This is a genomic window from Cobetia sp. 29-18-1 (assembly GCF_029846405.1).
GTDB classification, from domain to species: Bacteria; Pseudomonadota; Gammaproteobacteria; order Pseudomonadales; family Halomonadaceae; genus Cobetia; species Cobetia amphilecti.
In genome coordinates this window covers 106,835-131,209 of record NZ_JARWKS010000001.1, presented here as the reverse complement: position 1 = coordinate 131,209, position 24,375 = coordinate 106,835, and the positions used below count along the sequence as shown (strand labels likewise).

The following is a 24,375-nucleotide window of genomic DNA, read 5'->3' as shown; positions in this document are numbered from 1 at the left end:
GCGGACTCAGAAGCTCAACGGGATACGCGAGCTCAAGGATTGGTGATACTGCGGCGGGCGGCCGATCATCTCGTCATTGGCGACCTGCGAGACCAGCCACGCCCGTGACATCCCGCCCCGCTTGAGCTCGCTGTAGACATCCTCCAGCGAGCGGAACAGCATCGGCTTGCCGCGCTTCATCAGCAGCTCACAGCGCTCCTCCTCTTCCTCGCCGGCGGCTTCCAGCACCAGCTGGACCTGATAGAAACGACTGGCGGCATGACTGATCACGCGTGCCTCCAGTGCAGGGTATTCGGCCATCAAGGATTGCAGATTGCTGGTAAAGATGGCGGACGGCGTGAAGATGCTGGCGGTTCTGGACATGTAAAGACTCCTGCGCATCCAGGGGACTGCGCATGGTAAGGCCGTAAGACGACGACGTGGTACAAGGATAGCCCGTGAAAACAGGGGCTGGGCGACTCAGACTCCCAGCAGCCCGACACTTCAGGATGGACTTCAAGGCTTCACGCCAGACTGATGGCCAGCGATGACAGTCATGGGGCAGGCGGATGACGATTGAGTGACTCGCAGGCGGAGATCACTGCACTGGTGAGGCACACGCCTCGATGACACGCCCGGAGTCCCGCGCCTTGGCCTCGCTCTTGAGCTCGCTCCAGCGCGCGGCGATCCGGGTCGTCTCGCACCCGGCAAGACCATGCAGCGCCACCAGTGACAGTCGCGTCAGCGGAAAGAAGCGCGTGGTGCCGAAGCGGTCGTGGCCCTGGAAGCCTCCCGCTGCCAGCACATCGGCCGGATACAGGCTGGCGACCGCATGCTGGAATGCCGATTGCAGGCCGGCCAGGCGTTGCTCGAGCGCTGTCAGGCGCAGTGCCCGGTGAGATTCGGTCATGCACAACGTCATCACGAAATCATCGCCGCCGACATGACCGAGAAAGTCACCCTCCTGCAGCGCATCGCGCAATACCGTCGCCAGCGCCAGCAACATGCGGTCGCCCTGCGCGTGGCCGAAGCGGTCATTGAAGGGCTTGAAGTTGTCGAGATCCAGATAGATCGCCACCCATTCGGCACAGCGCGCGTTGCGGTCCTCTCGCAAGTCCTCTCGCAAGTCCTCGCCCAAGCCCTCGCCAGCCACGCACTCGAGCAACTGACGCTCGATTGGCCCGTTGCCTGGCAGGCGCGTCAATGGGTTGGCCTCCTCGGCGCTCGCCACCTGCAGCTCCGTGATGATGCGCAGCAGATCCAGGGTGCGCCCCAGCCCCTGATAGCGCCCGCCCCGCGTGATGATGAAGTCCTCATCGCGATCGCTGCCTTCGCGGCCGGTCACCTTGGCCGAGACGCGCTCCAGCGTCTCATCTGCCTCGACGCGCAGCGGGCTGGACTGCATGACCTCGTGGATCAGGCGACGCGCATGCAGCTCCGGCCCGAAGCGCTGGCTCAGCAGCCCCAGCAGGCGATGGCGGATGATCAGGCCCACCGGTCGTTGTTGCTCGTCCACCACGGCCAGCGACATCACCTCCTGCTCGGCATGCAGACGCTGGGCGACCTCATTGACGGTGACATCCTGCTGCACTGGCGTCACGGCGCGCGCCAGGCTGCCGATGCTGCGGCCAGGCGGCGGGCGCTGCTGCAGCCTGCGACTCAGATGGCGCAGATGCCGGTCGAGCGCAGCGCGCTGGCCAAGCGGGTCGGCCTCGGCCGGCGCGAACAACCAGCCCTGCAGATAGTCGGCCCCCAGCTGGCGCACGCACTCCATTTCCGCCTCATGCTCGATTCCCTCGGCGATCACCTGACTGCCACTGCCGTGGGCGATATCGATGATCGAGCGCACGAAGCGCCGCTTGAGCGGGTCGGCATGGATGCCACTGATGAAGTGACGGTCGATCTTGACGAAGTCCGGCTGCACCGACGACCACAGCTTGAGGCTGGCATAACCCTCCCCGAGGTCATCCAGCGCGATGGCGAAGCCCATCGATTGATAATGGCTGACGGCTTCCCGCATCAGCGCCGAATCCAGCCCCGGCGTCTGCTCGGTCAGCTCGATCACCACCTGATGCGGACGCAGGCCGAAGCGCCGCAGCAGGCGACGCGTCAGGCCGGGCGAGTGGGCGCCATCCAGCAGCACATCGGGAGACACGTTGATGAACAGCCGCTCCGTCAGCCCCAGCGTCGACCACTGCTCGAGCGCACGCTCGCGACACAGGCTGTCGAGCTCCACCAGTCGGCCGTGCTCCCGCGCCGCCGAGAACATCGTCAGCGGTGAGGCCAGTGGCCCTGCGGCACTCCCGCGCGCCAGCGCCTCATAGGCGAAGACCTCACGGCCATTGGATGACACGATGGGCTGGAAATGCATGCTCACCTGGCGCAGACGCAGCAACGCCTCCAGTGCATGACAGGATTCGACGACAGGCTGGCCATGAGCGGCTTGCAGGGACGGGGATGGGAGCATGTCAGAATCTGAACATGCTGATATGACAGAGGGATGACAAAGGTGCCACGCGGCGCATGAGGCGCCTCATCCGACAGAGGGGATGCCAGACGTCAGATCGACTATCTCGATGTGTCGACTATCTCGACGTACCGCCTATCTCGATCAAAACAGGATCACGCCATGCCGGCCTGGCAGCCGGCATGGCGTGGTCCTCAAGCGCCAAGGTGACGCTTACAGCGAGTTGGGGTCGATGGCCTTGCCGAGGGAGTTGCGGTCGATCCACTTGCCCGCCTTGGTCTCCTTGTAGCGGAAGACGACCATATCACCGGCCACCACCGGCACTTCGCTGTCTTCGGTCTGGTAGCTGTAGCTCTCACCTTCCACGACCAGCGTGAAGCGGTAGAGGTCCGGCATGCCCAGCCATTCCTTGAAGGGCCCTTCACGCTCCAGGCTCTCCAGCGTGCCGCGGCCCTGCAGCTTGGGGGTACGTGCGCGTCCGCGCCCAAATCCACCTGCCATGCTATCTCCTCCCCGTCAGTGCGGGTCTTGCGAGGCAACGGCGATGCCGCCGCCCGGGTACATGATTGACGCGCGTACGCATCACGTTATTCAGCGAAGGCCTGGCCATAACTGTCGGGCGCCAGGTCCTCGAAACGGGTGTACTTGCCGATGAAGGCCATGTGAACGGTACCGATGGGGCCGTTACGCTGCTTGCCGATGATCAGCTCGGCCAGTCCCTTGTTGTCGGGATTGTCCTTGTTGTAGACCTCATCACGGTAGACGAAGGCGATGACATCGGCATCCTGCTCGATGGCGCCGGATTCACGCAGATCCGACATCACCGGGCGCTTGTTGGGGCGCTGCTCAAGCGAGCGGTTCAGCTGCGAGAGCGCCACGACCGGGCAGGCGAATTCCTTGGCCAGGCCCTTCAGCGAGCGTGAGATCTCGGAGATCTCGGCAGTACGGTTCTCGGAAAGCCCCGGCACCTGCATCAGCTGAAGGTAATCGATCATGATCAGGCCGATGCCGCCGTGCTCACGCGCCATGCGTCGACAGCGCGAGCGCATCTCGTTGGGCGACAGCGCCGCGGTGTCATCGACGAACAGCTGCTTGTCCTTGAGCAGGTTGACCGCCGAGGTCAGACGCGGCCAGTCCTCGTCTTCCAGCTGGCCGGTACGCACCTTGGTCTGATCGATGCGGCCCAGCGAGGAGATCATGCGCAACATCAGCGATTCGGCGGGCATCTCCATCGAGAACACGGCGACCGGCTTGTCGCCGGAGACCACGGCATGCTCGACCAGGTTCATGGCGAAGGTGGTCTTGCCCATCGAGGGACGGCCGGCAATGATCACCAGATCCGACGGCTGCAGGCCGGAGGTCATGTCATCGAGATCACGGAAGCCGGTCGACAGGCCCGTCATCTGGCCCTTGAGGTTGAACAGCTCATCGATGCGGTCCACCGCGCCGGTCAGCAGCTGACTCATGCCCTTGGGGCCGCCGCTCTTGGGCCGCGACTCGCTGATCTGGAACACCAGGCGCTCGGCCTCGTTGACCAGCTCATCGGCATCACGGCCCTGCGGGCTGAAGGAGCTCTCGGCGATCTGGTTGGCCGCCTGGATGAGCTTGCGCAGCGTGGCGCGCTCGCGAACGATGTCGGCATAGGCCTTGATGTTGCTGGCCGAGGGCGTGTTGCGCGCAAGCTCGGCGAGGGTCGCCAGCCCGCCGACCGACTCGAGCTGGTCACGACTTTCCAGCAGCTCGGACAGCGTCACCACATCCAGCGGGCGGCTGCCGCCGACCAGCTGAGACATGGCGTTGTAGATGAGTCGGTGCTCATAGCGATAGAAGTCGTCGGCCACCAGCCGCTCGGAGACGGTATCCCAGGCGCTGTTGTCCAGCATCAAGCCGCCAAGCACCGACTGCTCGGCCTCCAGCGAATTGGGCGGCACCTTGAGCGCTGCCGTCTCGCGATCCTGATCCTGAATCTCGCTCATGCCTGGCTGACTCCTGCTGATGACTGACATGCCCGCGGGGGCTTCTAGTTTCACGCATTGACGCAAGCCTGCCAACCGCCGCGCCCACGCCGAAGCCTCTTCCTGACGGGGGCAGGCATTCTACCGGATTTTGTGCGTCATCGCCTCGCCGGCGACGAGGCAAATGCCACGCCGATGACAAATCGCGCCCATGAAAAAACCGCCTTCGCATCGAGGATGCAAAGGCGGCTTGGGTACCGCAGCAGTCGCTACACCGGATCACCGGCCAGCCACTGCAAATCAGCGATTACTCGCCGACCACGACCACACGGACAGTGGCAGTCACTTCAGCGTGCAGCTGCAGCACGATGTCGTATTCGCCAGTGTTGCGCAGCGGGCCTTCCGGCATGCGGACTTCGCTCTTGGCGATGTCGATGCCAGACTGGGCGATAGCTTCGGCCAGATCACGCGGACCGATGGAACCGAACAGCTTGCCTTCTTCGCCAGCTTTGGCGACCAGGGACAGTTCGATTTCGTTCAGCTGAGCGGCACGCGCTTCAGCTTCGGTCTTGCGCTCTGCAACCTGTGCTTCCAGCTCAGCGCGCTGAGCTTCGAAAGCTGCCTGGTTTTCAGCAGTGGCCGGAACTGCCAGGCCGTACGGCAGCAGGTAGTTGCGACCGAAGCCAGCCTTGACGGAAACCTGGTCACCCAGGTTGCCCAGCTTGCCAATCTTGTCGAGCAGAATGACTTGCATCTCGTAAACCTCTTATCGATGACTGCCGGCGAGACGTGCGCGAAAATCCGCAAAGACGTCCACAAGCGCCAACAGCAGCAAAATCAGAATCGTGGGCCAGGTGGTCAGCATCATGAAATAGACGCCGACGAGCCATAACCCGCTCATCCCCTTTAACCCGATGTAACCATGTACCAGGGCAATGCCCGCCACCAGCAGCGGTATCCAGATCAGCAGGAGCACTGCAGGCACATTGAGCAGTACGCCAATGATCCCGCAGGCTGCCAGTATCAGGATTTCGGGCAAACTCAGCCGAAAGGCATGGAATTCGCTGCGAAACCCACCCGGATTGTAGAGCCCGGACTGCCAACTGCGCGCCAGGGCCAGACATCCCGTGGCGGCCAGCAGGACCACCAACCCGGTAATACCACCGATGACCAGCCCTGCGAGCTGTTCAGTCGGCACACCTTGAGCGGCAAAGTCGTTCAAGCGTGCGTCAAGCTCAGGGGCATTCTTGCGAATGCTCTCAAGCAGTGGACCGGCTCCGCCTGGTGGCAGGAATATCCCGGACTGCACCATCAGTGCCGCCGTCAGGCTGGCGCCTATCAGCGCCTCACCCCATCGCACGCGAGCGCGCAACAGGGTTGCCATCAGGGTGACCAGCAATACGGTTGCCAGAGGCACCGGATCGCCTTGTACCCACCACCAACCGGCCGGAACGGCGGCGGCGATGACTACGGGTGCGGCAGGCGCAAGGCCACGCCGAAGCGTGACCAGCGCACTGATGGCGGCACTGAACCAGAAGAACCAGGGCACGATTCCCGTCAGCAATGCAATCGCGATGCATTGCAGGGGGCCGCGCATGGCCCAGCGTGCCAGTGCCAGCATCATGGTGTCGCCTTACTGGTGGCTGTCGCTGTACGGCAGCAGAGCCAGGTAGCGAGCACGCTTGATGGCAGTCGCCAGCTGACGCTGGTAGCGTGCCTTGGTGCCAGTGATACGGCTCGGGACGATCTTGCCGGTCTCGGTGATGTAAGACTTCAGGACTTCGATGTCCTTGTAGTCGATCTGCTTCACGCCTTCAGCGGTGAAGCGGCAGAACTTGCGACGACGGAAAAAACGTGCCATTGCAATGACCTCCTGGGGGTGCGGTATCAGTTAGCGTCTTGAGCTTCGGATTCGTCACGCTTGTCTTCGCGACGCGGACGCTTCTCTTCAGCCGGCTTCATCATCGGAGACGGCTCGATGGCCGCTTCCTTTGAACGCACAACCAGGTTACGGATGACGGCGTCGTTGAAACGGAAGATGGTTTCGAGTTCTTCAACCACCTCACCGGTAGTTTCGACGTTCATCAGCACGTAGTGGGCCTTGTGGATCTTGTTGATCGGGTAGGCCAGGTGACGGCGACCCCAATCTTCCAGACGATGCACAGTACCGCCGGCTTCGGTCACGATGGAGGTGTAACGCTCGATCATGGCCGGAACCTGTTCGCTCTGGTCCGGGTGGACCATGAACACGATCTCGTAGTGACGCATGGCTTGGCTCCTTTCGGTTTGACAGCCCCCACGGCGCGTCTCGGGCCGGGAAGCAAGGAGTGGAGTGATTACTACGGTTGTGCCATTCAGACCCGAAGGCCACGAAAGACGCGCGCGGGCGAGGACAGATGCCCCCATGCCGCGCATTCACTGCAGACTGCACTTCACAGAACCGCAGTATTGTAGAGAGGAGTCAAGGGCTTGGCAAGCGGCCCGTGAAAGACAGCCAGCCCGTTCCGCCGGCCGTCTCTCTCTTGCCACTCTCTTGCCTCTACCCTGCCTGCCTGCCTTCCTGACTATCCCCTGCCGACAATTGCCTCAGCCGCGGCGCTGACGCACGGCCTCGAACAAGCAGATGCCCGCGGCAACCGAGACATTGAGGCTGGAGACGCTGCCCGCCATCGGCAGCTTGATCAGGCTGTCGCAGTGCTCGCGGGTCAGACGACGCATGCCCTTGCCCTCGGCACCCATCACGATGGCGACCGGGCCGGTGAAATCGGCTTCGAAGGCCATGGATTCGGCTTCGCCCGCCGTGCCCAGCACCCAGACACCGGCTTCCTTCATGGCGTCCAGCGTGCGGGCCAGGTTAGTGACCTGATAGACCGGCACCACTTCCGCGGCCCCACAGGCCACCTTGCGCACGGTCGCGTTCAGTGAGGCCGACTTGTCCTTGGGCACGATGACACCATGGGCGCCCGCGGCATCGGCACTGCGCAGGCAGGCACCGAGGTTGTGCGGATCCGTGACGGAGTCCAGCACCAGAAACAGCGGAGCTTCTGCGTGGGACCAGCCATCGAGACGCAGCTTGAGGCCGGTCTCGTTCTCGGTGGCCAGCGGCGCACACAGCGCGACCAGCCCCTGATGGGCGCCACCGCCGACGGCCAGTGCATCCAGTTCCTCGCGCCCCTTGAGGGTGACGCGCGAGCCGGCGGCACGCGCCTGCTCGATGATCTCGCTCAGGCGCAGCTCGGCCTCGCCCGCCTGCACCCACAGCTCGCTGGGTGCGCGGTCACGTGCCAGCAAGGCTTCCACGGCGTGCACGCCATAGACGGCTTCCAGGCCACCGGGAATCTTCGCCGCGGCGGCGCGAGCGCCACCCTTGCGTGCCCCGCCACGCTCGTGACGCTGAGCGCCGCTGCGCTCACCTCGGGAATGCTCACTTCTGGCGTGACTAGCACGCTCGCCGGCGGGCTTGCCGCGGCCGGGCTTGCGCCCCTTGTCCTGACTCATTGTGCCTTCCTGACTGATGACCCGACGGGCCCTGTCACATTGACGGAAACTGAGCTGCCGCCGACGCGACAGCCTTGAAATCGTGCAGCCTGACGACTGCCCAACGCATCAGCCCCGACCGGAGCCGGGGCTGATGCAGTGACGCGCGAGGAGCCGAGCCGAAATCAGCTGCGGCCGTTACCGCGACGTCCGCGCGAGCGCGAACCCCGCTTGCGCGACGGGTCGTCCTTGCCTGCGGCACCCATCGGCGCGACCGGCGCGAACGGGCTGTCGGCGGCTTCCGGACCACTCGGCACGGCCGGACGCGCCGCAGCGGGCGCCTCGGCGGCGGGCTGCTGCTCATTGCCAGCGGCGGCCTTGCGCTCTCCACGGCCCGAGCGATCATTGCGCTCACCGCGCGGTTTGCGCGACGGACGCTCACCTGCCGGCTTTTCGGCCGCAGCCGCGCTGCCATTGCCTTCCTGACTGACTTCCTCGGTCAGGGACTTGAGGCGTTCGCGCTCACGCTTGCCGGGACGTCCCTTGGCGGCGGCTTCCTTGCTGGCAGCGGAACCGCTCTTGCCGGCTGCCGGCTTGTCGCCCTCGCTGCTGCGAGCCTTGCGCGGCTTGCGCTTGGGACGCGGCGTCGGGTCGCTGAGCATGAAGTCGATCTTGCGCTCATCCATATCGACACGGGCCACCTGGACGGTGACGCCATCGCCGAGACCATAGCTGACGCCGGCACGCTCACCCTTGAGGCGATGCTTCTCGGCCTCGTAGTGATAGTAGTCGGACGGCAGCGAGGAGATGTGCAGCAGGCCTTCGACGTAGTAGGCATCCAGACGCACGAACAGGCCGAACTGGGTGACTGCCGCGACGGTGCCTTCCAGCACTTCCCCGACCTTGTCCTTCATGAACTCGCACTTGAGCCAGTCGTTGACGTCACGCGTCGCCTCATCGGCGCGGCGCTCGGTCATCGAGCAGTGCTCACCCAGCTCGAGCATCTGCTCGAAGGTGTACGGGCACCACTTGGTCGGGCGCTCGGTCACGGCATCTTCGGCGCGCAGCACGGTGTCGGTCTTGCGCGGGCCACGGATGACGGAGCGAATCGCACGGTGCACCAGCAGATCCGGATAGCGACGGATCGGCGAGGTGAAGTGCGCGTAGGCATCGTAGGCCAGACCGAAGTGACCTTCGTTCTGCGGCGAGTAGACCGCTTGGGTCATGCTGCGCAACATCACGGTCTGGATGATGTCGAGGTCCGGACGCTCGGCGATCGAGGCACGCAGTGCCTGGAAGTCCTTGGGTGCCGGCTCGTCGCCACCTTCCAGCGTCAGACCCAGCTCACCCAGGAAGGCGCGCAGGTTGTTCAGACGCTCCGGTGCCGGCTGCTTGTGGACACGATAGAGGGCCGGGAGATCGTGCTCATCCAGGAAGCGTGCCGTCGCGACGTTGGCCGCCAGCATGCATTCCTCGATCAGCTTGTGCGCGTCGTTGCGGGTACGCGGCACGATCTGCTCGATCTTGCGCTCATCGTTGAACAGGATCTGCGTTTCGGTGGTCTCGAAGTCGATGGCACCGCGCTTGTCACGCGCCTTGCGCAGCACGCCGTACAGCGCGTGCAGGTTGTGCAGCGACGGCAGCAGTTCATTGTACTGCTGGCACAGTGCCTGACCTTCCTCACTTTCCGGGTCGGTCAGCATGGTGCCGACCTTCTCGTAGGTCAGGCGAGCATGCGAGCGAATCACGGCTTCGAAGAAGCGATAGTCGAGCATCTCGCCACTGCTGGCAGAGATGGTCAGCTCACAGACCAGCGTCAGACGATCGACATGCGGGTTGAGCGAGCACAGACCGTTGGAGAGCAGTTCCGGCAGCATCGGCACGACCTGACCCGGGAAATACACCGAGTTGCCGCGCACATAGCCTTCCTGATCCAGCGGGCTGCCGCCACGCACGTAGTGGGAGACATCGGCGATGGCGACCAGCAGCTTCCAGTTGCCATTGTCGTCCTGCCAGGCACAGACGGCGTCATCGAAGTCCTTAGCGTCTTCGCCATCGATGGTGACCAGCGGCGTCTCGCGCAGATCGATGCGGCCCTTCTTGTCTTCTTCCAGCACCTCGGCGGAGATGGTCGAGATCTGGTCTTCGACTTCCGGCGGGAATTCACTGGGGATATCGTGGGAACGGATCGCGATATCGATTTCCATGCCCGGGTCCATGCGCTCACCGAGCACCTCGACCACTTCACCCACCGGCTGCACGCGTGTGGCGGGCTGCTGAGTGATGCGCACGGACACCACCTGACCGTCCTTGGCACCATTGGACACGCGGTTGGGGATGATGACTTCCTGCGCGATGCGCGAGTTCTCGGGAATCAGCACACCGAAGTCCGGCTCGGACTGACGATAGATGCCAACCAGGGTCTGGGTATTGCGCGCCAGCACCTCGACGATGGTGATCTCGTCGCGGCCACGACGATCACGGCCGCTGACGCGAGCCAGCACCTGATCGCCATGGAAGACGCGACGCATCTGGCGCGGCGGCACGGCGAGGTCCGGCTTGACGCCATCTTCGCGCGCCAGGAAGCCGAAGCCATCGCGGTGACCGACGACGCGGCCACGGATCAGGTCCAGCTTGTCGATCAGGGCATAGGCACCGCGACGATTGCGCAGCACCTGACCATCACGCTCCATGGCATTGAGGCGACGGCGCACAGCTTCCTGCTGCTCCTCGTCCTCGAAACCGAGCATGCGGCTCATGTTCTCGTGGGTAATGGGCTTGCCATACTCTTCCAGCTTGTCGAGCAAGAACTCTCGGCTGGGGATGGGCTTGTCGTACTTATGGGCTTCGCGTTCCGCGTGCGGGTCGTCGCTGAGCGTCCATTGGGTCATTAATCAGGATTCCTTGACGATGAATTCGAGACGGGCAGCGATCGCGGCACGGAATGACAGGTTGTCTCTCATCCGCGCATTATAGCCTCTACCCTTGGGCCGACCCAACCATTCCCCGCCACTCATCACGGCGGAGGGGCCATTCAGTGCTCTCAATGGCGGCCCGAGGCCAGACTCTCAAGTCTGAAAGCTCGCCAATTGATGAGCTTCACCTGTCTGTTCTCTCTCTGTCCTCTCTCTGCCCTCTGTCTGTCCCCTGTCTGTCCTCATGAAGCGAGAGAGGCTTTCTGCGGCTCGCTCAGCAGGACATGAAAGAAAAAGCTTGCATTCCCGCAGTACATCCGTATTATTCGGCACCACTTGCCCAGATGGCGGAATTGGTAGACGCGCTAGCTTCAGGTGCTAGTGTCCGTATGGACGTGGAGGTTCAAGTCCTCTTCTGGGCACCAATTTCAGGTTTCATGTTGGCGTGACACACGTTAAGATGGATACCAGAAAACGGGTAAAGCATTTAAGTTTCAACAACTTGACTGCTGATCCGGGTCTTCGGACCGAAACGAGTTCTGATGTCTGCCCAGGTGGCGGAATTGGTAGACGCGCTAGCTTCAGGTGCTAGTATCCGTAAGGATGTGGAGGTTCAAGTCCTCTCCTGGGCACCACGGACGTCAGACTCATAACGAACGACCCCTGTATCGCGCTTCGCCCAGATGGCGGAATTGGTAGACGCGCTAGCTTCAGGTGCTAGTATCCGTAAGGATGTGGAGGTTCAAGTCCTCTTCTGGGCACCACGATGCGCACTCGAACAGGGAACATGGCATCCACTACCAAGGATTTCATGCTCGTTCAGCTGCAAGACTCAGCTCTTGAGACTTCAGCACACAACTTGATGCCCAGATGGCGGAATTGGTAGACGCGCTAGCTTCAGGTGCTAGTGTCCGTATGGACGTGGAGGTTCAAGTCCTCTTCTGGGCACCATCAAGTTGATATCCGATGCATCCTCGCAGCGCCTGCTGCCCACATCGCGATACTCCCCCTCGCTATATCCTGACTGACTCACCCTCTTGTTTTGCTCAGACCCACAGCGCCCTGCGTTGTCTTTCGCATGTCGCGAAGAAAATACCGACCGCCTCATGCGCAACTTGTCCACACCCATTACTACGCCTGACATTGTGGATAACTCTTTTCAGCTGCCCCCCTTCAGTCGGCACCTGTCCGCCGAACTCCTTCAGTACGTTCCTGTCAGTCGGACCTTGGCTATACGCTCAATAACGTGATGGCGTACGACTGAAACTGTCGACCTGCCAGCCATCGCGCACGACCTGCGCCTCGAGGCGCTGCTCGACGTCATCGGGGAGCTCATGGAAGAAGTCCAGCCCTGTCAGAGACTCGATGCGATCGATGCTGACCAGAAAACGGTCCAGCGGTTCATCTCCCCTCACCTGCTGCGGGAAGAGAAATGCCAGCGCGCGCGGTGCCTGCCGACCCGAGCCGGGCGAGATGATGATCTTGTAGAAGGCATCGGGAATCTCGATCAGATTGGGCAGCCGCTCGATACTGCCGCTGAAGACCGGCCCTGCCGTGATCCACAGCGCGCCTTCGCGCGGCAGGATGCTGTCCATGATGGCGGCTTCCAGACGTTGCCAGAGCTTGCGATTGAGCGCCGGTGTCTGTGGCGAGATATTCGTCATGCGAAAGGTCTGATGCTGCGCCTTGACGCCGTAGATCTTGCCGATGGCGTAGTTGGGCGCCAGGTGTCCACGGTCGTAGCCACTGTTGCGATAGCTATCCGGCGTGACGGGCCATAGCGAGCGCCAGTCGCGCTCGAACTCGTCAGGACGCTCCCCCAGCCGCGACCCTTGAGTATTCTCGAGCCGCCATGTCACCCACAACGGGTTGGCGCGCAGATCAGACCAGCCCACCAGATAGGCATCGCTGCGCAAGCCGCGCGCCAGCGTCTTCCAATCCAGTGCACGCGCCTGCGGTACGCCCTGCCAGACGTAGAACTGCTGGTAGTCGCGCTCCTGCCACCACCAGAGCCCACCCCCTACCAGTGCAAACACCACGCTGATCCCGAAGCCCCGCCACAGCTTGCGGCCGGCCGAGCGAATATTGTCCATCACATCCAGCATCCCGCCATTTCCTTCTTGTCGTTGCAGTTACCTCGGCAAGGCATGCACCCATCATTTCGCCATGGCTCGCGGGCCACAGCGACGTCATTCACGTTCCTGCGTCGATTCCATCATGCCAGAGTTCTGCCAGCGAGGCTGACGGTTGCCCCAACTCAAGCCACAATAAGCAGGCAGCACCCGCTTGACGCACCATCGGCGAGCAGAGACCTCCTGACAAATCTGCCCGAACACCGATGGCGCAGAACCTGACCACATGTTCAGCATCTGGCATGCCACCTGCATCCATGAATGCCAGCAAGCGGTCAGCAATGCCACACAGAGCGCCCATCAAGGCACCGGTGGCACCTGCGACACTGCAACGACTAACATGCAAGCGCCTCCTGACAGGCGAGCCGTGACCGCAGCACATCCCGACGGTTGTGCTCCATTGATGAGAAGGAATCCGACCATGGCCAATCAGAGCCGCCGTAACTTCATGCGCAACAGCCTGCTGGGGCTCGCTGCCCTGCCGCTGGGCGCCGCCATACTCTCACCCCGCGCCCTTGCCGCCGACCTGCCGCGGCTGGATACCTCCAATCCGCAAGCCAAGGCGCTCAACTACGTGGAAGTCGCCAGTGAAGCCAAGGACCACCCCGCCTTCAAGCCGGGTTCAGACTGCGCCAACTGCATGTTCTACAAGCCCGAGAACGAAGGCTGCCAGCTTTTCCCAAGCCATAGCGTCGAGCCGAAGGGCTGGTGTCAGTCCTGGACCAAGCGCCCGGCCTGAGGTGCGCAACCGGAACCCTCTGGCTGAAAGCACGAGCACGAGAGCCGTTTGAGACAAGAAAACCGCCGCGAGGGTGTCCTCACGGCGGTTTTTTCATGCCTGCCTTATGCCGATTGCGCGCCGGTCAGGTCAGGCATCCCTCGACACCCCCTCGATCCGCCATGAGCGTCACCTGAAGCCCTGTCAGCCGGGATTGGCGTCCTCCGGCAGTGGCCACTGGTAGCGCCTTGCCACCTCATCGATCTCCATCGACTCCAGATGGACAGGGAAGCCCCACAGCTGATGCAGATAGCGCATCACGGGGTAGACGCTGCGCGCCAGCGGGCGGCGATCATCCTGCACATGGCGCAGGGTCAGTGAGCGATCACCGCGAATGTTGGCGGCCCACACCTGGATATTCGGCTCACGGTGGCTCAGTGCGTACTGCACGCACAGCGCCTCGCGAATGCGCTTGTAACCACGACTGTCGTGAATGGCGTCAATGACGAGATGCTCATCGCTGTCATCATCGACCAGCGAGAACAGCTTGAGATCCCGGATCACCTTGGGCGACAGGAATTGCTGGATGAAGGACTCATCCTTGAAGTTGCGCATCGCGAAGTGCACCGTTTCCAGCCAGTCGCTGCCGGCGATATCCGGGAACCACTCACGATCCTCATCGTCGGGGTGCTCACAGATACGCTTGATATCGGTGAACATCGCGAAGCCCAGCGCATAGGGATTGATGCCGTTGTAATGCGGGTGATCGAAGCCGGGCTGCTGCACCACCGAGGTATGCGACTGCAGGAACTCGAGAATCACGCCCTCGCCGATCAACCCCTCATCGTAGAGCTGATTCATGATGGTGTAGTGCCAGAAACACGCCCAGCCCTCGTTCATCACCTGCGTCTGGCGCTGCGGGTAGAAGTACTGCGCCAGCTTGCGCACGATACGCACCAGCTCGCGCTGCCAGGGCTCCAGCAACGGGGCATTCTTCTCGATGAAATAGAGCAGGTTCTCCTGCGGTTCCGGCGGATAGCGGCCGCGGCGATGCAGACCGAGGGGGTCATTGACCTCATCGACCACCTCATCCTCTTCGCCCGCCTGGGGAATCGTGGTCCACAGCGCATTCACCTGGGCCTGCAAATAGGCCTCACGCTCCTGCTGACGCTGGACCTCCTCTTCCGGCGAGATGGCCGAAGGACGCTTGTAGCGATCCACGCCATAGTTCTGCAGCGCATGGCAGGCGTCGAGCAGCTGCTCGACGGCGTCCACGCCATGACGCTCCTCGCACTCGGACACGTATTTCCGCGCGAAGACGAGGTAGTCGATGATCGCCGAGGCATCCGTCCAGGTGCGGAACAGATAATTGCCCTTGAAGAAGCTGTTGTGGCCATAGCAGGCATGCGCCATGACCAGAATCTGCATCATCAGGGTGTTCTCTTCCATCAGATAGGCGATGCACGGGTCGGAATTGATCACCAGCTCATAGGCCAGCCCCATCTGCCCTCGTCGATATGCCTGCTCCACCGACAGGAACTGCTTGCCGAACGACCAGTGATGGTAGCCGACCGGCATGCCGATGCTGGCGTAGGCATCCATCATCTGCTCGGACGTGATCACCTCGATCTGGTTGGGGTAGATATCCAGCTTGTACTGCGCGGCGATGCGCGCGATCTCGCTTTCGAAATGCTCGAGCAATTCGAAGGTCCAATCCGACCCGCTGGCCGGCTGGGTGTCTTCCAGCCGGCTATCGATGCGCTTGCTCATTCGGTCATCAAGACCGCCATCAAGACCATGACTCATGAGGCCTCCTGACCCGGCGCGACAGCCGGGCACGTCGCATGATGTGATCAGGCGCTGATGCGGCGCTTGAACAGCTCGCGGAACACCGGGTAGATATCGCCTGCCTCGACGATCTGCTGCATGGCAAAGCGCTCCGGAAATTCCGCCTCGACCCGCTCGTACTCCTCCCATAGCGCCTGATGGGCATGCGGCGTGATCTCCACATAGGCGTAGTACTGCAGGCGCGGCATCAGTTTCTTGATCATCAGTTCGCGACAGTTGGTGGAATCGTCGTCCCAGTTGTCGCCATCCGAGGCCTGCGCCACGTAGAGATTCCACTCACCGGCCGGATAGCGCGATTCGATCACCTCATCGAGCAGCGTGAGGGCACTGGACACGATAGTGCCGCCGGTCTCGCGGGAGTAGAAGAACTCCTCCTCGTCGACTTCCTTGGCAGCGGTGTGGTGACGGATGAAGACCAGCTCGACCTTCTCGTAGTTGCGCTCCAGGAACAGATACAGCAACAGGAAGAAACGCTTGCCGATGTCCTTGTGCGCCTGGGTCATCGACCCCGAGACATCCATCACGCAGAACATCACCGCCTTGTTGGACGGCATCGGCTGATTGATGAGGTGGTTGTAGCGCAGGTCATAGGTATCGAGGAACGGTACCGCCTTGAGGCGGGCCTCGAGCCGCTCGATTTCCGCCTTGAGCTCACTGATGCGCACCTTGTTGCGCAGCACCGGGTCCTTGCGCTCCTCCTGCTCCAGCGCTTCGACAGCTTCCTTCAGCGCCCGCTTGATCGGGGAACGCATCGCGATGCGCCGCGCCTGTGCTGAACGCATCGAGCGCACGATGTTGATACGTGCCGGTGTGCCGTCACGCGCGATCCCCGCGCGCACCGGGCGCACCTCTTCCATGTCCGCGATCTGCTTGCGCTCCAGATGCGGCAGTTCCAGCCCGTCGAAGACGAACTCGAGAAATTCCTCACGCGACAGGGTGAAGGCAAAGTCGTCTTCCCCCTCGCCCTGATTGGAGGCCTGGCCCTCGCCACTGCCGCCTCCCCCACCACCGCCGCTGGGACGGCGCATGCGGTCCCCTTCGACAAATTCCTTGTTGCCGGGATTGATCACACGCCGCTTGCCGCCCTGACCGTGCTGGAAGACCGGCTCGGAAATGTCACGCGTCGGAATGGAGACTTCCTCGCCGCGCTCCATGTCGGTGATGGAGCGCCGATTGACGGCATCCTCCACCGCCCGCTTGATATGACTGCGATAGCGCCGAATGAAGCGCTGTCGATTCACTGCACTCTTGTTGCGTGCATTGCTGCGTCGATCAATGAAATAACTCATTCGCCCTCCTTGCCGGCCCCGCCCTCAGCGGATGGCCGGATGGCAAGTGCCGGCGGCAATCGTGCCCGCCGGCAGGCCTGTCGTCAGTCGGCAGGGCTTACTGCGACTTGCGTACGCGCAGATACCATTCGGACAACAGGCGCACCTGCTTCTCGGTGTAGCCGCGATCCACCATGCGCGCCACGAAGTCCTCGTGCTTGCGCTGGTCGGATGCCGAGGCCTTGGCATTGAAGGAGATGACCGGCAGCAGCTCTTCGGTATTGGCGAACATCTTCTTCTCGATCACCGCACGCAGCTTCTCGTAGGACTGCCAGCTCGGGTTGGTACCGTTGTTCTGCGCCCGTGCGCGCAGCACGAAGTTGACCACCTCGTGACGGAAATCCTTCGGGTTGGAGATGCCCGCGGGCTTCTCGATCTTCTCCAGCTCCTCGTTGAGTGACTGACGGTCCAGCAGTTCGCCGGTCTCGGGATCGCGATACTCCTGCTCCTGGATCCAGAAGTCGGCATAGGTCACATAGCGATCGAAGATGTTCTGCCCATACTCGGAATAGGACTCGAGATAGGCGGTCTGGATCTCCTTGCCGATGAAATCGACGTAGCGGGGCGCCAGGTATTCCTTGATATAGCGCAGGTAGCGCTCGTGGGTTTCCTTGGGCAACTGCTCCTGATCGAGGCGCTGCTCCAGCACGTAGAGCAGATGGACCGGATTGGCCGCGACCTCACTGGCATCGAAGTTGAAGACCTTGGAGAGAATCTTGAAGGCAAAGCGTGTCGAGAGCCCATCCATCCCCTCGTCGACACCGGCGCTGTCGCGGTATTCCTGGATCGACTTGGCGCGCGGATCGGTATCCTTGAGGTTCTCGCCATCATAGATGCGCATCTTCGAGTAGACGCTGGAATTCTCCGGCTCACGCAGACGCGACAGCACGATGAACTGGGACAGCATGCGCAGCGTATCCGGGGCACAGGGCGCCTGATTCAGCGACGAATGCTCCAGCAGCTTGGCGTAGATCTTGACCTCCTCGGAGGCGCGCAGGCAATAAGGCACCTTGACGATGTAGACGCGATCGAGGAAGGCCTCATTGTTGCGATTGTTGCGGAATGCCTGCCACTCGCTCTCGTTGGAGTGCGCCAGCACCACGCCATCGAAGGGAATCGCGCCCATGCCTTCCGTCGGATTGTAATTGCCCTCCTGAGTCGCAGTCAGCAGCGGGTGCAGCACCTTGATCGGCGCCTTGAACATCTCGACGAATTCCATCAGCCCCTGGTTGGCCTTGCACAGCCCGCCGGAGAAGCTGTAGGCATCCGGGTCGTCCTGGGCATAGAGCTCCAGCTGACGGATATCGACCTTGCCGACCAGCGCGGAAATGTCCTGGTTATTGTCATCGCCCGGCTCGGTCTTGGAGATACCGATCTGATTGAGGCGCGAGGGATAGAGCTTGACCACGCGGAACTTGCTGATATCACCGCCATATTCCTTGAGGCGCTTGGCGGCCCACGGTGACATGGCACTGCGCATGCAGCGCTGGGGAATGCCGTACTCCTTCTCGATCAGCTCGCCATCTTCCTCCGGCGAGAACAGCCCCAGCGGAGACTCGAAGACCGGCGAGCCCTTGATGGCATAGAAGGGAATCTGCTCCATCAGCAGCTTGAGACGCTCCGCCAGAGACGACTTGCCGCCGCCCACCGGGCCGAGCAGATACAGGATCTGCTTGCGCTCCTCCAGTCCCTGCGCCGCATGCCGGAAGTAGGAAACGATCTGCTCGATAGCCTCTTCCATGCCATAGAACTCGGCAAAGCTTGGATAACGGCGGATCAGCTTGTTGGAAAAGATACGGGAAAGACTGGGGTCCTTGGCGGTATCGATGACCTCCGGTTCACCGATGGCCGCCAGCATGCGCTCGGCAGCGCTGGCGTAGGCAGTAGTGTCCTGCCGGCACAACTCCAGGTACTCCTGGAGACTCATCTCTTCTTGCTGAATCCGCTCGTAGCGGCTCTGCACGTGATCGAAGATGCTCATGGAAGCCTCCTTGTCGCGACATCAGTCGCTGGGACCATCGCCGGGCCCACTCAGGTAAGACCGCAAAATTCGTTCGTCCGCTCAGCCTAGATAGCGTACGCAGGACGACTGCCTCGGCGTGTTTATCAGCATAGGTCGATATAGGGTGCTGGTGTCCAATACAGTGAATGAATGCATTCAACGAACTTTCCGCCGGCGGAGCCAGTTCTGCCAAGCACCGCAGGATCTACGGCAGCCAGTGGGTCAGCAGACACTACGATGGCGCCTGAACGCCCCTGACAACGCGTTGAAGAAAGCTTCGAAAGACGCGAAAACTCGACCAATGCTTCTGCTGTCGCGGGTGATTCACTCATGTCATGTTGCACCGCAGCACACCTTGAGCATAGGAACAGACTGACGGTTGACGCCAGTCACTCTCACGCCCAGACGACATTGCATACCAGCCAGTCGAGCAAGAATGGCCGCGCCCACACTTCACTCCCGACCACCTCCGCCACGCTTCATACAGCCTCCTGACTCACCACAAAGACCATGAAAACAACGACTGGCGACGAAGTGGCTACCAACCTGATCAGACTCTTGCCTCAATCACGCATGACGTTGACAAGACCGGACAACCGGCCACAAAAAAATCCCCACCGCCGGCGCGATGGGGATCTCGAGGGAGGCGCTCACGCCTTCGGGACTGTCTGAATCAAGAGGCTCACAGCACGTCGCGAATATCCTTGAGCAGGGCGTCGAGCAACTCGGTGGTGGTGTTCCAGGAGCAGACGAAGCGCGCGCCACCCGCACCGATGAAGGTATAGAAGGTCCAGCCACGCTCACGCAGTGCCACCAGCACATGCTCGGGGAAGCTGGCGAACACGCTGTTGGCCTCGCTGGGGAACAGCAGCTCGATGCCTTCCAGCGCCTCGAGACGCTCGGCCAGATACTGTGCCATGCCGTTCGCATGGCGGGCGTTGTTCAGCCAGACATCATTTTCCAGCAGCCCCATCCAGGGCGCCGCGATGAAGCGCATCTTGGAGGCCAGCTGACCGGCCTGCTTGCAGCGGTAATCGAAATCGCGTGCCAGCTTGCGATCGAAGAAGATCACCGCCTCCCCCATGGCCAGACCATTCTTGGTGCCGGAGAAGCACAGCACGTCCACACCCGCCTTCCAGGTCAGCTCGGCCGGTGAGACATTCAGCGCGGCGCAGGCATTGGCGAAACGGGCGCCATCCATATGGATCTGCAGATCATGACGGTCCGCCACTTCACGAATCGCCTGCAGCTCTTCCAGGCTGTAGACGGTGCCGACCTCGGTGCACTGGGTCAGGGAGATCACGCGCGGACGCGGATAGTGGATATCGCTGCGCTTGGTGACCAGCTGCTCGATGCCTTCCGGCGTCAGCTTGCCGTTGGGGCCCGGCGCGTTGAGCAACTTGGAACCGTTGGAGAAGAACTCCGGCCCGCCGCATTCATCGGTCTCGATATGGGCCAGTTCGTGGCAGATGACGCTGTGATAGGACTGGCACAGGTGGGCCAGCGACAGGGAGTTGGCGGCGGTGCCATTGAAGACGAAGAACACCTCACACTCGGTCTCGAACAGCTGACGGAAACTGTCGGTAACCTGCTGTGTCCAACGGTCATTGCCGTAGGCGAGATCATCATTACGATTGGCCTGCATCATGTACGCCATCGCCTCGGGACAGATACCGGACGTGTTGTCACTGGCCAGAAAGCGTGAAGTGCACGCTTCATCGGCAGCAGAGGTCGCAGCGGGGGTCGGGGCAATGGCGTCAGTCGTCATGGGAATTTCCAGAGCGGGACAGGGGATCACCCTGTCCGGTGAAACAGACACGGCTCCCGGATGGCAGGAGCCGCTGCAGAAACTCCATCATAACAGCGCTGCACGCCGCCGCCAGTGGCAGGTGAAGGCTGCACGCAAGCCACCGGAGGGCACCTCGCGAGAGGGGACGAGCCAGATGACACTCGCCTCGCCAGCACCCTCAGATGGCCTGCAACGCCGGATAACCTCGCCGCCCCTGCAAGCCCCCGCTGTGCAGCACGCGAATGCGCGTACCGCGTGCGATCAGGCCATTGGCCAGATGATGCGCCAGCGCCGCAAACAGCTTGGCGGTATAGACCGGCTCCACCGCAACACCTGTCTCGGCCTCGAAGCGCTCTATGAACTGGATCAACCAGTCAGGCGCCTTGGCAAAGCCGCCGGCCTGCGCCCCCAGCCACAGGCCCCACTCCGGCGTCTTCTGCTGGCTGCCACCACTCTCTGCCAGCAGGCGACGCACACGATGATAGAGCTGATCGCCATGATTCATGGTCGGCACCCCGATGACCCGCAGCCCATCGCGCTCGCCCAGCGCACTCAGCACTCCGGCAAGCGTCGTGCCGCTGCCACAGGCCAGCAGCACCAGCTGCGGCGCAGATTCGCCCGGCACCGGCTCGGCCAGCGCCTGAGCCAACGGTGCCAGCCCGGCGACGCCTTCCACGCAACCGCCACCCTCGGGAATCCATACCCCCTCGCCATGGCGCCTGGCAAAATCAGGCTGGTCACGCTGCCGGTACTCGGCTCGCGAGACGAAACTCAAGCGCATGCCATTGTCGCGCGCATCGGCGAGCGTGGGCGTCAGCGGCGCTTCGGGATGCCCGCGCACCAGGCCATGCGTATCGATGCCCAATCTGGCGCCCGCCGCCGCCAGCGCATGCAGATGGTTCGACCATCCACCCCCACAGCTGATGATGCCCCGCTTCTCGCTCAACGCCCTGGCCAGCGGCAGGCGCAACTTCCAGGCCTTGTTGCCGGAAATCTCGCTATCCAGCGTGTCGGCGCGCAGGCACTCGACGATCACACCGGCCTCATCGGCCAGCGGCCACGCCAGGCGCTCGACCGCTGGCGGCGTGAAGAGATCCAGCAGGCTGTCCAGTGTCTCGGCTACCGGCGGGGAGGCGGCCAGCGATGATGAAGTCCGAGCATCCTCCCTGTGAGGCGGCAAAGGACTGTCCTCGGTGTCCGGCATCAGAGCCTCAGCGGTGGCATGGCGTGAGGCGGCAGCGTGCGGTGACATGAGCAGATCCCATCGTGGCGGCAAGGTAGAGATCAGAGCGCATCGAGCCGCTGGCGCGGCGCCCGAGGCAAACTCTGAAGACGACAAAGCCACCACGGAGGCACATGCAGCAAAGGCACGGCGTCCGCGGTGGCTTCCATCAGTCTAGGCAGTGGTCAGGCTCAGCTCAACGCTGAATATCCCCATGCGTGATCGCGGTCAACTCAAAGGGCAGCGGCCGCCATGGTGCCCTGCGCGATCGCGCGCTTGGCATCCAGCTCTGCCGCCTTGTCGGCGCCACCGATGATATGCAGCTCCACCCCCGCCGCCTCCAGAGGCGCCTTGAGTTCCAGCACCGAATCCTGCCCGGCGCACAGCACGATGCTGTCCAGCGCCAGATGCTGCTCTTCGCCATTGAGGCTGACAGTCAGGCCTTCACTGTCGATCGAGCGATACTCACAGCCGGCAACCATCTTGACGCCACGCTGCTTGAGGGTCGCGCGATGCACCCAGCCAGTGGTCTTGCCCAGCCCCTTGCCGGGCTTGGAGGTCTTGCGCTGCAGCAGCCACACCTCACGAGGCGCCTGCGGCACCACGGGTGCCTTGAGGCCGCCAGGCGTGCTGACCGAGAGATCCACCCCCCACTCTTCGCACCACAGTTCACCATCCAGCGAGGGCGACGGCTCGACGTGAGTCATCAGCTCCGCGACATCGAAGCCGATCCCGCCCGCCCCGATCAATGCCACGCGACGCCCGACCCGCTCCGGCGCACTGATCGCCTCGGCATAGCTGAGCACCTGACCCCGCTCGATACCGGCTTCGACACCCTCGATATCCGGCGTCCGCGCCTTCACGCCCGAGGCCAGAATCACGGCATCGAATTCCGCCAGCATCTCGGCGGTGGCGCGAGTATTGAGGCGCACCTCGACCCCACAACGCACCAGCTTCTCGTTGAAGTAACGCAGTGTCTCGTCGAACTCTTCCTTGCCGGGAATACGACGCGCGAAATTGAACTGGCCCCCCACCTCGGACTGCGCCTCGAACAGCACCACCACGTGACCACGCTCGGCCGCCGTCACGGCGGCAGACAGTCCCGCAGGCCCTGCGCCCACCACTGCCACGCGGCGCTCATGTCGCGCAGGCTCGATCACCATCTCGGTTTCATGGCAGGCACGCGGATTGACCAGACACGAGGTCAGCTTCATCTGGAAGGTGTGATCGAGACACGCCTGATTGCAGGCGATGCAGGTATTGATGATGGCAGCATCGTCCGCTCTGGCCTTGCTGACCCATTGCGGGTCCGCCAGGAACGGTCGCGCCATCGACACCATGTCGGCATGGCCCTCAGCCAGCACCGACTCGGCAACCTCGGGCATGTTGATGCGATTGGTGGTGATCAGCGGCAGGCTGAGTTCCTGCTTCATGCGCTGGGTCAGCCCGGTGAAGACAGCGCGCGGCACGCTGGTGACGATGGTCGGCACACGCGCCTCATGCCAGCCGATGCCGGTATTGATCAGGCTCGCCCCTGCCGCCTCGATGGCCTTGCCGAGCGCGACCACTTCCTCCCAGGTGCTGCCCTCATCGACCAGATCCAGCATCGAGAGGCGATAGATGATCAGGAAGTCCTCGCCCAGCGCGGCACGGATACCGGCGACGACCTCCACCGCCAGGCGGATGCGATTCTCGAAGCTGCCACCATACTCATCCTCGCGCTGATTGGTGCGCCGACAGATGAACTGGTTGATGAAATAGCCTTCCGAGCCCATCACCTCGACGCCGTCATAGCCGGCCTCGCGGGCCAGGCTGGCGCAGCGCACGTAGTCGGCGATCTGCTCCCTGACATCTGACGTGCTCAGCGCACGTGGCGTGAAGGGGTTGATCGGCGCCTGAATCGCCGAGGGCGCGACCTGATCCGGCGAGTAGGCATAACGCCCCGCATGCAGAATCTGCAGACAGATGCGCCCATCCTCGGCGTGCACCGCCTCGGTGACCTCGCGATGGTGCTCCGCCTCTTCCGGGGTGGTCAGCTTCGCGGCCCCCTGCATGACAGCCCCTTCCGCATTCGGCGCGATACCGCCCGTGACGATCAGCGCCACCCCGTGGCGTGCACGCTCACGATAGAACGCCGCCAGGCGCGCGAAGCCATCGGGAGTCTCCTCAAGCCCCGTGTGCATCGAGCCCATCAGCACACGGTTCTTGAGCGTGATGTGGCCCAACGTCAGCGGACGGAAGATATTCGGATAGGCAGTCATTGCGGTCTCTCCTTGGCTGTCTCGAGCACCTCGGACAATCATTGTTATATCGCGCCGCCGCCACTCTCATCAGCAACACTCACTCAGTCATGGTCATCAGTAACAGGTTGTCAGGACATCAACGACTGATGATAGATGGCAAACGGTCGTATGAAACGAGTGATCCCAGTGTAGAGCATCGCGCCATGGGCTCAATACTCCCAAAGGCCACATTGCGAATGACATCAGTGATGACATCAGAGAGGTGAGCAACCGCGCAGGACACCCATCAACGGGAATGAA

Annotated in this window: 18 protein-coding genes and 4 tRNA genes; 5 read left to right on the top strand and 17 right to left on the bottom strand. The window is 62.4% G+C overall.

Annotation, left to right across the window (positions count from 1 at the left end; genetic code table 11):
* Positions 1-6 precede the first annotated feature (6 nt).
* From QD208_RS00575 to rnr, 10 genes are all read right to left on the bottom strand, one after another.
* A complete protein-coding gene (locus QD208_RS00575) occupies positions 7-363 on the bottom strand; it encodes a DUF6482 family protein (protein WP_279835248.1) in 357 nt (118 codons plus the stop codon).
* A gap of 214 nt (positions 364-577) precedes the next feature.
* Positions 578-2,446, bottom strand: coding sequence for an EAL and GGDEF domain-containing protein (locus QD208_RS00570; RefSeq protein ID WP_279835245.1), 1,869 nt, complete (start codon positions 2,444-2,446; stop codon positions 578-580).
* Positions 2,447-2,659: 213 nt separating this feature from the next.
* Positions 2,660-2,947 carry a hypothetical protein gene (locus QD208_RS00565; protein ID WP_043334752.1) on the bottom strand — a complete coding sequence of 96 codons (288 nt, stop codon included), beginning with the start codon at positions 2,945-2,947 and terminating at the stop codon, positions 2,660-2,662.
* Between the two features lie 86 nt (positions 2,948-3,033).
* Positions 3,034-4,422: a replicative DNA helicase gene (dnaB, locus tag QD208_RS00560; RefSeq protein WP_165873876.1), complete on the bottom strand. Its 1,389-nt coding sequence runs from the start codon at positions 4,420-4,422 to the stop codon at positions 3,034-3,036.
* A 286-nt stretch (positions 4,423-4,708) separates the two neighbouring features.
* Positions 4,709-5,155, bottom strand: coding sequence for a 50S ribosomal protein L9 (gene rplI / locus QD208_RS00555; RefSeq protein WP_043334754.1), 447 nt, complete (start codon positions 5,153-5,155; stop codon positions 4,709-4,711).
* A gap of 12 nt (positions 5,156-5,167) precedes the next feature.
* Entirely contained in the window at positions 5,168-6,022 is an 855-nt protein-coding gene (locus QD208_RS00550) for a hypothetical protein (protein ID WP_043334783.1), read from the bottom strand.
* Between the two features lie 12 nt (positions 6,023-6,034).
* Entirely contained in the window at positions 6,035-6,262 is a 228-nt protein-coding gene (gene rpsR, locus QD208_RS00545; RefSeq protein ID WP_024952281.1) for a 30S ribosomal protein S18, read from the bottom strand.
* A gap of 26 nt (positions 6,263-6,288) precedes the next feature.
* Positions 6,289-6,669, bottom strand: coding sequence for a 30S ribosomal protein S6 (gene rpsF, locus QD208_RS00540; protein WP_043334756.1), 381 nt, complete (start codon positions 6,667-6,669; stop codon positions 6,289-6,291).
* Positions 6,670-6,987: 318 nt separating this feature from the next.
* Positions 6,988-7,740 (bottom strand): 23S rRNA (guanosine(2251)-2'-O)-methyltransferase RlmB, encoded by a 753-nt coding sequence (gene rlmB, locus QD208_RS00535; protein ID WP_279835444.1) that lies wholly within the window; start codon positions 7,738-7,740, stop codon positions 6,988-6,990.
* 323 nt (positions 7,741-8,063) lie between these two features.
* Complete coding sequence (gene rnr / locus QD208_RS00530) at positions 8,064-10,769, bottom strand: ribonuclease R (protein WP_279835243.1); 2,706 nt, start codon at positions 10,767-10,769, stop codon at positions 8,064-8,066.
* Positions 10,770-11,131: 362 nt separating this feature from the next.
* Here rnr and QD208_RS00525 point away from each other — a divergent pair.
* The 4 genes from QD208_RS00525 (at position 11,132) to QD208_RS00510 (ending at position 11,744) form a co-directional block, all read left to right on the top strand.
* Positions 11,132-11,218 (top strand) — tRNA-Leu (locus tag QD208_RS00525).
* Between the two features lie 123 nt (positions 11,219-11,341).
* Positions 11,342-11,428 (top strand) — tRNA-Leu (locus QD208_RS00520).
* 42 nt (positions 11,429-11,470) lie between these two features.
* Positions 11,471-11,557: transfer RNA gene (locus QD208_RS00515), tRNA-Leu, on the top strand.
* A gap of 100 nt (positions 11,558-11,657) precedes the next feature.
* Positions 11,658-11,744, top strand: a tRNA-Leu gene (locus tag QD208_RS00510).
* 287 nt (positions 11,745-12,031) lie between these two features.
* Here QD208_RS00510 and QD208_RS00505 read toward each other — a convergent pair.
* Positions 12,032-12,898, bottom strand: coding sequence for a DNA/RNA non-specific endonuclease (locus tag QD208_RS00505; protein ID WP_279835241.1), 867 nt, complete (start codon positions 12,896-12,898; stop codon positions 12,032-12,034).
* 448 nt (positions 12,899-13,346) lie between these two features.
* On the opposite strand from QD208_RS00505, the gene QD208_RS00500 reads away from it, so the two are divergent.
* Positions 13,347-13,664: a high-potential iron-sulfur protein gene (locus QD208_RS00500; protein WP_043334757.1), complete on the top strand. Its 318-nt coding sequence runs from the start codon at positions 13,347-13,349 to the stop codon at positions 13,662-13,664.
* Positions 13,665-13,847: 183 nt separating this feature from the next.
* Here the strand turns inward: QD208_RS00500 and QD208_RS00495 are convergent, their stop codons facing one another.
* From QD208_RS00495 to QD208_RS00470, 6 genes are all read right to left on the bottom strand, one after another.
* Positions 13,848-15,413 (bottom strand): SpoVR family protein, encoded by a 1,566-nt coding sequence (locus QD208_RS00495; RefSeq protein ID WP_279835443.1) that lies wholly within the window; start codon positions 15,411-15,413, stop codon positions 13,848-13,850.
* A gap of 83 nt (positions 15,414-15,496) precedes the next feature.
* Positions 15,497-16,780: a YeaH/YhbH family protein gene (locus QD208_RS00490; protein ID WP_043334759.1), complete on the bottom strand. Its 1,284-nt coding sequence runs from the start codon at positions 16,778-16,780 to the stop codon at positions 15,497-15,499.
* A 97-nt stretch (positions 16,781-16,877) separates the two neighbouring features.
* Positions 16,878-18,800, bottom strand: coding sequence for a PrkA family serine protein kinase (locus tag QD208_RS00485; RefSeq protein ID WP_043334761.1), 1,923 nt, complete (start codon positions 18,798-18,800; stop codon positions 16,878-16,880).
* A 703-nt stretch (positions 18,801-19,503) separates the two neighbouring features.
* Positions 19,504-20,589 (bottom strand): low specificity L-threonine aldolase, encoded by a 1,086-nt coding sequence (locus QD208_RS00480; protein WP_279835239.1) that lies wholly within the window; start codon positions 20,587-20,589, stop codon positions 19,504-19,506.
* 199 nt (positions 20,590-20,788) lie between these two features.
* Complete coding sequence (locus tag QD208_RS00475; protein WP_279835237.1) at positions 20,789-21,862, bottom strand: pyridoxal-phosphate dependent enzyme; 1,074 nt, start codon at positions 21,860-21,862, stop codon at positions 20,789-20,791.
* Positions 21,863-22,065: 203 nt separating this feature from the next.
* Positions 22,066-24,093 carry an NADPH-dependent 2,4-dienoyl-CoA reductase gene (locus tag QD208_RS00470; protein WP_279835235.1) on the bottom strand — a complete coding sequence of 676 codons (2,028 nt, stop codon included), beginning with the start codon at positions 24,091-24,093 and terminating at the stop codon, positions 22,066-22,068.
* Between the last annotated feature and the right edge of the window lie 282 nt (positions 24,094-24,375).